Here is an 11,687-nt window from a genome sequence, read left to right on the forward strand (position 1 = left end):
TAAAAAAACTAATTAATACTTATGATCATTCTTAATTATTCTCCGTCATTGTCATCGTTGTCATTATTTCCATCGCCATCAGGGAATCCGTCACCGTCAGAATCTTCATCACCATCATTTATACCATCATCGTCTGAATCAGTATCTCCGGAATTTGTCCCGTTATGTTGTTCTTCTGAATTTGTTACTCCATCGTGATCAGAATCTTCATCACCGTCATTTATTCCGTCGTGATCAGTATCGTTATCATACGGAGACGTATCTGAATCACTTTCTGTACTATTGGTTAAACCGTCATTATCACTATCTTCATCTCCGTCATTTATTCCGTCCCCATCAGAATCCATATTTAACGGATCTGTTTCACCTTCATCCAGAATACCGTTTCGATTAAAGTCTTCTGTTCCGTCTTTTACACGGTCTCCGTCAGTATCTTTTAGTAACGGGTTTGTTTCTCCTGCATCAATTATTCCGTTTTTATTAAAATCCTCTGTTCCGTCTAAAATACCATCCCCATCAGTATCTGCTACATTCGGATTGGTTCCTAATTTCAATTCCATTGAATTTGTTAGTCCATCACGATCATTATCTGATGTGGAATCATCTGTATCGTCTTTTGAACAAGAAAATAAAGAAATTGATAATACGGCTAGCATTGCAAATTTGTTGATTGTTTTCATAATTTATTCTTTTTAAAATTTTTATTATTTGATGATGAAACAAGCGAAAAACGTATTACCCTACCTCTTTTTTTCATTATTTCATTTTTTTATTGACAAAGCTCAATATTCATTATTTTAAACAATCTGTAAAATAGCCTATAGATAAAAACATTTTTAACAAAAACTGAAACACATAAATAAGAAGATAGTATATTTACTAATATTTTTTCTCTAATGAAATCGAAATCAACTACAGATATTTGTAATGAATCTATTTTTTCTGTTTTTTTTGAGAGTCATATAAAACCTCTCAGGAATTTTATATTATATAAATTCGGGAATAGTAACCATGCAGAAGATGTCTCCCAAGAAGCATTCATAAAACTTTGGCAAAATTGTAAAGATGTTCCTTTAGAAAAAGCAAAATCATACATCTATACCATTGCGAATAATAGTTCGCTGAATATCATTGCTCATGAAAAAGTGAAGTTATCCTACATGAAAGATTTTTCGGGATTAGACAAGACAAATCAATCTCCGGAATTCATCTTAGAAGAAAATCAGTTTAAAGATAAATTATTAACGGCTATTGAAAATTTAAACGAAACACAACGTATCGCTTTTTTAATGCACCGAATTGACGGCAAAAAATATAAAGAGATTGCTGAAGAACTTGACATTAGTGTAAAAGCCGTTGAGAAAAGAATCCATTTAGCTTTACTTGAATTAAGAAAGAATATTGATAACCTATAAAAAGTAGGGAAAAACTAAAGAAAGTTGTTATTAAAATAGTTAATACCAAATTGAGATGGATGAAAAATACTATTTAGCCAAATGGCTTAATGATGAATTAGAAGGCGAGGAATTGATTGAATTTGAAAAAAGTCCCGAATTTCATACCTATTTAAAAATTAAGGAATATTCAAATCAGTTAACGGTTCCTGAATTTGACAAAAATGCTATTTATGAAAATATAATGCAACAGCAAAAAGAAAAGCCTAAAATAATTCCGTTACAAAAAAATTGGTTCTTAAAAATTGCTGCTATCCTGATTTTATCTATCGGACTAGGGACTTTTATGTTTCTAAACTTTAGCACAGAAAATCTATTGGCTAAAAACGGTGAGAAAAATAGTTTTGTTTTACCCGATCATTCCAAAGTAATTTTGAACTCGGGTTCTGAAATTTCATATAAAAAATGGAATTGGGATTCAAATCGGAAACTAAATTTAAAGGGTGAAGCCTTTTTTAAGGTTGCCAAAGGAAAAAAGTTTGAAGTTCAGACGGAGTTGGGTAAAGTGACGGTTTTGGGCACTCAATTCAATGTAAAAAACAGAGAAGACCGATTTGAGGTTACATGTTATGAAGGAAAAGTAAGAGTGAATTACAACAACAAAGAACTCCTTTTAACTAAAGGCATGCAGGTAATTTTTGAAAATGACATCCAAACTGATTTATCCGTAACTGTTAAAAAGCCTGATTGGATGAATAATGAAGTATCATTCCATAAAGAAACTTTAATTGCGGTTTTAAATGAAATTGAAAGACAATACAATGTAACTATTGAAAATAAATCGACAAGCGGAGATACAATTTTCACCGGAAAAATACCTACAAACGATCTGGATATTGCTCTAAAAATTGTTTCTACTACTTTTAACTTAAAAGTAATTAAGAAGGCTGAAAGCCTGTTTGTTTTAGAGTCAAATTAATGAGCTTAAGAATTTATATATACAGTATTCTAATTGGATTTACAACGCTTATTTGCACAAGTCAACCCAAAGTTACATCAGTAGTATTACTTAAAAGCATTTTAGAAGATATTGAAAGGGAACACCAGGTCACTTTCAATTATCTGGAAAATACGATAGCTACTATTACACTTTTACCTCCGGAAAGAGAAAGCAGCTTAACCGAAAAATTAAAGTATTTAGAAAAGAACACAAATTTAACTTTTGAAATTATTGATAATGAATTCATTATCATTCATCATTCTAAGAACCATCCCAACCGTTTATTTTGTGGCTACGTCTACGATAAAAGCACTCTCCTTCCTATAGAGAACACACACATTTATTTGGAAGGCAAAATTGTTTCCGTTTCAGACAATCAGGGTTTTTTTGAAGTATCTATCCCTGAAAATGCTATGCTCTTTCTTAGGCACATCAGCTACAAACCTTTAAACACCAGTGTAAATTTAAACGAAAACGATTGTACTGCAATTTACTTAGAACACAATGAATATCAATTAAATGAAATTGTAATAAAAGAGTATTTAACTGCCGGAATATCTAAAGCAAAAGACGGTTCGTTTGTAATCCATCCTAAAGACTTCGGCTTATTACCCGGACTGATTGAAGCTGATGTGTTTCAAACAATCCGGCAAATCCCGGGTATTTACAGCACTGACGAAAGTGTTTCCAGTATTAACATCAGAGGCGGAACTCATGACCAAAATTTATTTTTATGGAATGGCATTAAATTGTATCAAACCGGTCATCTATTCGGGTTAATTTCAACTATAAACCCTTATTTATCAAATGAAATAAAAATATATAAAAATGGTAGCTCTGCCTTTTATGGCGAAAGTGTTTCCGGTGTTATAGATATTTCGACAACTTCTGAATTATCCGATAAAAAAAATTACAGTTTCGGGTTGAACATGATTAATGCTGACCTTTTCGTTAAACAAAAGATAAATGAAAATAGCTTTATTGAAATTGCCGGAAGAAAATCCATTACTGACTGGCTTAATACTCCAACATTTCAGCAATATTATAATAAAGCTTTTCAGAATAATGCCATTTTAAATTATTCAAATAATGAAAATATTCTCTATTTAGCTGATGAAAAATTCGGCTTCTATGATATCACATTAAAATATTTTAACCAGATTAACTCTAAGAATAAATTGGTTGTCGATTTTATTACTATTAAAGACAATCTGAAAATAACCCAAAAAAACAGTACTTACAACCCCACTGTCAGTAACTATAATACTCTATATCAAAAAAATGACGGAATAAATATTTCTTGGATAAAAACATGGAATTCAAACAATTCCTCAAAAATCAATATTTATAATTCGCAATATGAACTAGACGCCCAAAACAGCAATCTCATTCTAAACTCCTCTCTAAAACAAGAAAACTCAATATCAGACTTTGGCCTGAAAATTGAAAACGAGCATCTGCTGAACTCTAAATTTCAATGGTATAGTGGTTATCAGTTTACAAGATTAAAAACAAAAAATCTCGATCAAACGAATACTGATGCAGCTCACGATGAAATAACGGAAAAATTAAATATCCATTCTGTTATTGTTGAGGGAAAATTTGAAGATTCCATTTCAAGAACGAAACTTTCTGTCGGCTTACGAACAAATTATATTGAACCATTTCAAAAGCTTATTGCTGAACCACGATTGCAATTCAATTATGAAATTTATAATTCTTTATTTTTAAATGTTTTAGGTGAATTTAAAAGCCAAAATACGGTTCAAACAATAGAACTGCATAATGATTATTTCGGAATTGAAAAAAGAAGATGGATGCTTAGCAATGACAACGCTATTCCTGTTCAGAGGAGTAAACAAATATCTTTTAACTTAACTTTCAAAAAAAGAAAATGGCTTTTGTCTGCAGAAAGGTTCTATAAAATAGTCAACGGGATTACAACTCCGCAACAGGGATTTCAAAATCAATTGGAATTCGTCTATGCTATTGGTAAATACAACACCTCTGGTTATGAATTCCTTATTCAGAAAAAAATAAGTAATCTGATAACGTGGTTTAGTTATAGTATCAATGAAAATAAATATGATTTTCCGGATTTACCTCAACCGGTTTTCACTAACAATTTTGAAATTGATCATCTTTTTTCTTTTGCAACAATTTACAATAAAAACAATCTAAAATTTGCCTTCGGAGCTAGTTGGCACTCCGGAAAACCTGAAACCAGTTTATCCAGCGATCAGGTTTCCGGTGATTTAAGCTTGGATTATAACTCTCCGAATAATAAATATCTGAATTCTTTTTTTCAAATGGACACATCTGCATCTTATGAATGGAACTCTGAAAACAATATCAAATACAGTGCTGGTTGTTCACTTATTAATATACTGAACAAACAAAATGAAATTAACGAATACTACAAATACTCTCCGGATTACAATACCGTTGAAGAAATAAGAAATTATGCTTTAAGAAGAACCCTTAATGTCAATTTCAGAATAGAATTTTAAACCCAAATATTTCAGACTACCCATAAAAAAAGTAAATATTCAGAGAATAATTCCGAAGATTTTATCCGTTAAAAAAAGAGCTGCCTATAAAATAACAGACAACTCTTTTATACTAAAAACACTTTAATTCCTATGAAAAAATTACTCTTTAATTTTGAAAACTTTTCGAAGAATATCTTCCATTAAACACCATTTGGTTATAGAAGACTGAAGTAAATTGACACCGACAAAAATGGTAAACCAAAACCAATTTTGATTAACATACATCCCCAGTAATACACTGATTATAACAAATGTTCCGGCTATTGCTCTAATTAATCTGTTTATCATAACTTTTAATTTGTTTGTTCTACATTGAGTACTGCCACATGAATATGTGACTTAGCTTCTTGTTTCTCGTTAAACCCATGAATCAAATTCATAAACAAGCTAACATTGTCTTCTGAAACCAGTGCGTAAAACAAAACGGATTCCGTTTCATTCATTTCTGCACCGAACCAGTTGGTTTCTACAGCATCTTCCGTACTATCCCGATACCCTTTTACATCTCTGTAAGAGTAAGAAAGTACTTTTGCCTCTTTCAGAATTTTTTTTATTTCCTTTTCAAATTCTGCAATTGCGGTTATGATGACTAGTTTCATATCTTTTATATTTTTTAAACCTACAAGGCTTTATCAACCTTGCAGGCTATGTTTTATTTATTTTTCTCCCATTTCTTGTGTTCAGTGATGTAGTAGATCAACGGCACAACAAGTAATGTTAATAAAGTGGATACAATTGCACCGGCTACTAATGAAATAGCCAAACCTTGGAAGATCGGGTCAAACAAAATAATAGAAGCTCCGATTACAACTGCTCCGGTTGTCAATAAAATAGGTGTTGTACGAACTGCTCCGGCTTCAACAATTGCCTGTTTGATGGGAATACCGTCATTCAAACGAATTTCAATAAAGTCTATCAACAAGACCGAGTTCCTCACCATAACTCCGGCTAAGGCGATCATACCGATGAAAGATGTTGCCGTAAAGAATGCTCCTAGCAACCAGTGTCCTAATACAATCCCTACTAATGATAACGGAATTGCTACCATCATTACCATCGGGGTTTTGAAATTTTGGAACCATCCTACGATCAGCATGTAGATAATGATAACTACTACAGCAAAGGCAGCTCCCAGATCACGGAATACTTCCAAAGTAATTTGCCATTCTCCATCCCATTTTACAGTAAAATCACTTTCACTTTCCGGTTGATCCATATACAATTCGTTTACAGAATAACCTTTTGGCAACTGAATCTTTTGCAATTTCTCATTCATCCCTAAGATGGCATATACCGGACTTTCTAAAGCTCCTGCCATATCTGCCAATACATATACCACACGTTTCTGGTCTTTGCGATAGATTGCTTTTTGTAATGTATCTGCTTTTACCTGAACCAGATCACTCACTGAAACTACATTTCCCTGACTTCCTCTGATCTTTAAGTTTTCAATGTCTTCCAACGATGTTTTTTCAGCATCATCTAATGCCAGTACAATACCCACAGGATCCACTGAAGTTTCATCGTACAAATTAGAGACCGGCATTTCACGAAGTAAATAGGTTAGGTTTCCTACTACTTGTTGCGGAGCAATACCATTTAGCATGGCTTTCTCTTTATCTACTTCTAATTTGTATTCTACTTGAGGTGCTTCTACCATCCAGTCTACATCAACCACATCAGAAGTTGTTTCTAAAATGTGTTTCACCTGATTCGCCACCTTAATTTGCTCTTTATAATCCGGTCCGTAAACCTCAGCTACTAAAGTTGATAATACCGGTGGTCCTGGCGGAACTTCTACAATTTTTACATTAGCTCCGTATTTTTTGGCAATTTTTTGCACTTGCGGACGAACTTCTTTAGCAATGTCGTGACTTTGTAAACTTCGGTCTTCTTTGTGCAACAAGTTCACCTGAATATCAGCCATATTACTTCCGCCACGCATATCATAGTGACGTACCAAACCGTTAAATGTGATCGGAGAGGAGGCTCCTACATAATTTTGATAATCCACTACTTCCGGTACGGTCGATAAATATTGCGCTATTTCTTTAGTTACCGCAGCTGTTCTTTCTAAAGTTGTTCCTTCCGGCATATCAATTACTACCTGGAATTCATTCTTATTATCAAAAGGTAACATTTTTACAGCTACTGATTTCGTAAAGAACATCGCCACAGAACCTAACAATAAGAAAACAGTAATAGCAAACATTAAATTTCTTTTCGCAGAACTATCCAATAAAGGTTGCTCTAACTTCTTGTAGATTTTGTAAATCCAACTCGTCTCTAAGCCTTGCTCTTCTTTGTGCTCCTGCTCGTCTTTTTCCTGCAACAAATGGTATCCTAGATACGGGGTAATCGTTAAAGCTACAAACAATGACAACATCATAGCAATAGATGCTCCGATCGGCATCGGACTCATATAAGGTCCCATCATACCGCTTACGAATGCCATCGGTAAAATAGCCGCAATAACGGTAAATGTTGCTAAAATGGTTGGGTTACCTACCTCATTAATCGCATAAATTGCGGCTTGCTTAAACGGCAATCGTTTCATTTTAAAATGCCTGTGCATATTTTCGGCAATAATGATACTATCATCCACAACGATACCTACAACGAATACAAGGGCAAAAAGGGTAATTCGGTTTAAGGTGTAACCCAGCATATAGTAGCTGAACAAAGTCAAGGCAAACGTTAGAGGAACAGAGAAGAACACTACTAATCCGCCTCTCCAGCCCATAGCTAACATTACCAGAATGGTTACGGCTAAAATAGCTACACCTAAGTGCATTAACAACTCCCCTACTTTGTGAGAAGCTGTTTCACCGTAATTACGGGTAATTTCAACATGAACATCATTTGGGATCAAGGTTTTCTTCAATTCTTCCACATGATTCAATATCTTTTCTGATATCTTCATTGCATCGGCACCTTTTACTTTTGCTACAGAAATAGTTACCGCCGGATATTCTGATTGATTCTCTTTAAATTTTTCATTGGCTTTACCGTAACCAAATGAAACATAGTTCTTAGCTGTTTGCGGTCCGTCTTGTATAGAAGCCACTTGTTTTAGGTACACCGGCATATTTTTATTTACCCCAACTACTAAATTCTCTACGTCTTCTGTATTGGCTAAGAACTTACCTGTAGTCACTAAATATTCCTGATCGTTACGAACAAAACTTCCGGATTGAGAACTTCCGTTATTCGCTTTAATCATTTGCATAATGCTTAAAGCATCCACACCGTTTTCAGCCATTTTGTCTTTATCCAAAATAACTTTCAACTCCCGTGTTCTACCACCAATCTCTTTGGTAATAGCTACGTCTTTTACTTTTTCGATCTCGTCAGTTACCTGTTCCGCAATTCTGCGCAATTCGAAATCATTGTAGTGCTCGCTCCACAAGGTTAATCCCAACATAGGTACATCGTCAATCGAACGGGTTTTTACTACGGGTTGCATTACGCCTTCCGGAAACATATCGCGATGTTTCATTAATTCATCATACAGTTTAACGTATGAATCCTCACTATTTTCTCCTACATAGAACTGAACCACCATCATAGAATAGCCGTTAAAAGCCATACTGTGAATGTGCTCTACTCCTTTAATATTACTGATTACTTTTTCCAGTGGTTTTACCACACGGCTCTCCACTTCACTCGGGCTTGCCCCCGGATACACCACCATTACATCGGCCATCGGGACATTAATTTGCGGTTCTTCTTCTCTAGGAATCAAGAACGAACTGTAGACACCAATAATCATTAACCCTACCATTAACAGAATGGTCAACTTAGAGTTGATGAAAAAATTGGCTATTTTACCTGAAATACCTTCTTGCATAATTTTTACAATTTGATGATTTGAAAATTAGATAATTTGAAAAATTGATAATTCATCTTCAAATTTTCAAATTGACTCATTATTTAATTTGAACTTTAGCTCCATTAAACAATTTTCCTTCAGCAGAAACAATGTATTGTTCTTTACCGTTTAAACCCGATAAAACTTCTACCTGATCTCCAAAGTTTTTTCCTAAACGCAACCATCTCAACACGGCTACATTACCACTTCCTACCGTATAAACTCCGGTTAATTGTCCTTGTTTAACTAAAGCACTTTGCGGAATCAGAACCACATCAGATACTTCTTGCTGTGTTGCTGTTCTCTCTATCGGAAACTGAACATTTACAAACATTCCCGATAAAATTTTAACATCCGTTTTATCTAAATCGATCTTCACTAAATATTGTCCGCCGGTATTTTTAGCTGATAAGCTCACTTCTGATACTTTACCTGTTAGCTGCTGGTTTAATGATTTTACCAAAACATTCACTTTCATACCTTCTTTGATCAAAGCAATATCACTCTCAGAAACCATGGCAGTTACTTGTAATTTTTTAGCTCCTTCTACACTTACTAAAGGCATTCCCGGATTTGCCATATCTCCTTCTTTCACAAACGTGTTGGTTACTACACCATCAAAAGGAGCGGAAATATTAGCATAAGCAAACTGAGCATTTACTTCGTTACGCATTTGTTTTGCCGCTTCTAAACCGGCTTTTGCCATTTCGTAACGAGCTGTCATATCATCCAGCTCTTTTTGTGAAGCACTTTGTTGTGCAAATAAATTCACAAAGCGATCGTAATCTTTCTTTGCATTGTTAGAAGCAGCTTGTGCTTGGATAATAGAAGCTTCCACTTGTGCTTTTTTAGCCTGAAGATCCGTATTGTTTACGCTAATTAACAATTGTCCCTTACGTACTTTTTGACCTACTTTAACATTTAATTTAGTCACATAGCCCATCATTCGGGTACTAAGATTTGCACTGTTTTCCGCTTCAATCTTACCACTTGCCGAAACATAAGTTCCTTCTTCAGTCTCAGCCGTTCCGGCTACTTTTACAGCAACCGGCTTTAGCTCAGCTACTTTTTCTCTATTATCGCCACCACATGCTACAAACAACATAGTAGACAATACAACTATAGGGATAACTATTTTTTTCATTTTAATTATTATTGGGTTAAGAATTGTAAATATTGTTTAGTGAAATTATATTCAAAAACAGCTTGTAAAAACTCCAGTTCTTTTTTGGCTTTCTGGGTTTCTGCCATTAATAGATCCGTTGTTTTTTCCAAACCTTGTTCAAAACGGTTTTTACGGATTCTGAAAGATTCTTCTGCTTGTTCAAAAGCTAATTTGGATAAATTAACTTTGTTCTCAGCATCTGCCAATTGACGATTGGTTTTGTTTAACTCAAGCTGGCTTTGCTTTTTATATTGCTCTGCTTCTGTTTGTGCTTTATGGAAATCGGCTTTTGCTTTTTGGGTTTTCCCGATGTTTTTATAACCGTCAAAAATATTCCATGATAATTGCGCTCCTATTAAATACCCTTTAGCAGATGTTCCGAATAGTTTATCATCATATAACTGGTAATTTCCAAAAGCATTTAATCGCGGTAAGAATCCCATTTTGGCAGACTGGAACATTTTTTTATATGCCGCCGCCGATTCGTCCATTGCCTGAATATCTTTTCTGTTTTCAGGAAGAGCTGTTACCGGAATTTCTACTGTAATTTCGTTCTCTAATTCCTCATAAGGTTTATATACTTTTCCTTTCATATCTTCATTTAACAGAAACGCTAAATAATCAGAAGCATTTTGCACATTACTTTTTGCATATTGCAATTGGTTAGCTACTTCATTCACCCGTACTTGAACATCCAGTACATCTGTTTTTTGTAACATTCCGTTCTTAAAGTAGTTTTCTACCATTTTAAGATTACCCTGTGCCGTTTCATTCGCTTTTTCTAAAACTGTCACAGCTTTATAAGCCAATTGTAGTTGCATATAAGCTTTAGACACTTCTAATTGCAAGTATTCTTTAGTTCGTTCGGTTTGTAAACCGTAAGCATTCATTTTAGCTTTTGCGGCCTGACGTCCATAGATTCCGTCCATATTAAAGATCGGCTGTTGTACTTCGATCATGGTTGCAAAATTTTCAATATGTTCAGGATCGTTTAGCAAAGCCGGATTAAAATCGGCTTGTGTTAAAATTTCCTGATTTAATTTGGAACCAAAAGCCATCAACGGATTCGTTGTCGAAATTGCCGTATGAGAAGCTGAAATATTAGGTAAGAACAAAGCGTTTGATTGTCGGTAATCGGCTTGTGCTGATTTAAAAGCTTCTTCTGCAATTTTTATCTGCAAGTTCTTCTCGTTTATCTTCTCAAGCACTTCTTCTTTCTTAACTGAAAGGGTATCTTGTGCCCAAAAGATATTGGAGAAAAGCGTTAATCCTAACGCAATGATACTTTTTTTCATTTGTTTCTTTTTTAGTATTTGTTAATCGGACTGAGAGACATATCTTTTAACAGACAATTATAAATCAATACTTTAAAAATGATATGTTTCTTGCTTTTAACTTAAATTTTATAGCAAATTTAGACTGCAACGGCTGCACAATCAGTAACAAGAGTTACATTGCTATGCAACATTTATCACAAAACAGAGAAAGCACCTCCTGAGAGATGCTTCCTTTACTAACCAATAAAACTAAAAACAATCATCAACATCGTCGATGAATTTCTTATCGCGTACCACCATGCCCTCCGGCAACAATCTTTAAAATTCTGATGTTTAGATACAAAAATTTAAAAAACTGTATAATAGGGTTCTGCATTTTACGCTTTTGAGATTTTGATATTCTTTGTGCCATTTTTCTTTCTGTTTTA

The 11,687-nt window shown here is 34.2% G+C and carries 10 protein-coding genes; 3 read left to right on the forward strand and 7 right to left on the reverse strand.

The genetic code is table 11. The annotated features are described in order from the left end of the window. Window positions 1-35: 35 nt before the first annotated feature. Window positions 36-680 carry a hypothetical protein gene (locus NHF50_RS03275; protein WP_109568331.1) on the reverse strand — a complete coding sequence of 215 codons (645 nt, stop codon included), beginning with the start codon at window positions 678-680 and terminating at the stop codon, window positions 36-38. Window positions 681-896: 216 nt separating this feature from the next. Between NHF50_RS03275 and NHF50_RS03280 the strand changes: the two genes are divergently transcribed. Genes NHF50_RS03280 through NHF50_RS03290 form a run of 3 tightly spaced genes read left to right on the forward strand, consistent with a single transcriptional unit; the run spans window position 897 to window position 4,904 of the window. Further along, the gene (locus tag NHF50_RS03280) at window positions 897-1,415 is read left to right on the forward strand and encodes an RNA polymerase sigma factor (RefSeq protein WP_252775047.1); all 519 of its coding nucleotides are present in this window, start codon (window positions 897-899) and stop codon (window positions 1,413-1,415) included. 55 nt (window positions 1,416-1,470) lie between these two features. Next, a complete protein-coding gene (locus NHF50_RS03285) occupies window positions 1,471-2,373 on the forward strand; it encodes a FecR family protein (RefSeq protein ID WP_109568333.1) in 903 nt (300 codons plus the stop codon). Further along, window positions 2,373-4,904: a TonB-dependent siderophore receptor gene (locus NHF50_RS03290; RefSeq protein ID WP_252775048.1), complete on the forward strand. Its 2,532-nt coding sequence runs from the start codon at window positions 2,373-2,375 to the stop codon at window positions 4,902-4,904. Before NHF50_RS03285 ends, NHF50_RS03290 begins: the two co-directional genes overlap by 1 nt. Window positions 4,905-5,045: 141 nt before the next feature. Here the strand turns inward: NHF50_RS03290 and NHF50_RS03295 are convergent, their stop codons facing one another. The 6 genes from NHF50_RS03295 to NHF50_RS15740 all read right to left on the reverse strand — a co-directional run bounded on the left by NHF50_RS03295 (window position 5,046) and on the right by NHF50_RS15740 (window position 11,671). After that, window positions 5,046-5,234 (reverse strand): DUF2892 domain-containing protein, encoded by a 189-nt coding sequence (locus NHF50_RS03295; RefSeq protein WP_109568335.1) that lies wholly within the window; start codon window positions 5,232-5,234, stop codon window positions 5,046-5,048. Window positions 5,235-5,239: 5 nt separating this feature from the next. After that, a complete protein-coding gene (locus NHF50_RS03300) occupies window positions 5,240-5,545 on the reverse strand; it encodes a hypothetical protein (RefSeq protein ID WP_109568336.1) in 306 nt (101 codons plus the stop codon). A gap of 53 nt (window positions 5,546-5,598) precedes the next feature. Next, complete coding sequence (locus tag NHF50_RS03305) at window positions 5,599-8,796, reverse strand: efflux RND transporter permease subunit (protein WP_252775049.1); 3,198 nt, start codon at window positions 8,794-8,796, stop codon at window positions 5,599-5,601. 79 nt (window positions 8,797-8,875) lie between these two features. Beyond that, complete coding sequence (locus NHF50_RS03310) at window positions 8,876-9,961, reverse strand: efflux RND transporter periplasmic adaptor subunit (RefSeq protein WP_252775050.1); 1,086 nt, start codon at window positions 9,959-9,961, stop codon at window positions 8,876-8,878. An 8-nt stretch (window positions 9,962-9,969) separates the two neighbouring features. Beyond that, complete coding sequence (locus NHF50_RS03315; RefSeq protein ID WP_109568338.1) at window positions 9,970-11,277, reverse strand: TolC family protein; 1,308 nt, start codon at window positions 11,275-11,277, stop codon at window positions 9,970-9,972. Window positions 11,278-11,542: 265 nt separating this feature from the next. After that, the gene (locus NHF50_RS15740) at window positions 11,543-11,671 is read right to left on the reverse strand and encodes a hypothetical protein (RefSeq protein ID WP_256475980.1); all 129 of its coding nucleotides are present in this window, start codon (window positions 11,669-11,671) and stop codon (window positions 11,543-11,545) included. Window positions 11,672-11,687: the final 16 nt, after the last annotated feature.

Source organism: Flavobacterium sp. NRK F10 (assembly GCF_024054235.1).
GTDB lineage: Bacteria > Bacteroidota > Bacteroidia > Flavobacteriales > Flavobacteriaceae > Flavobacterium > Flavobacterium sediminis.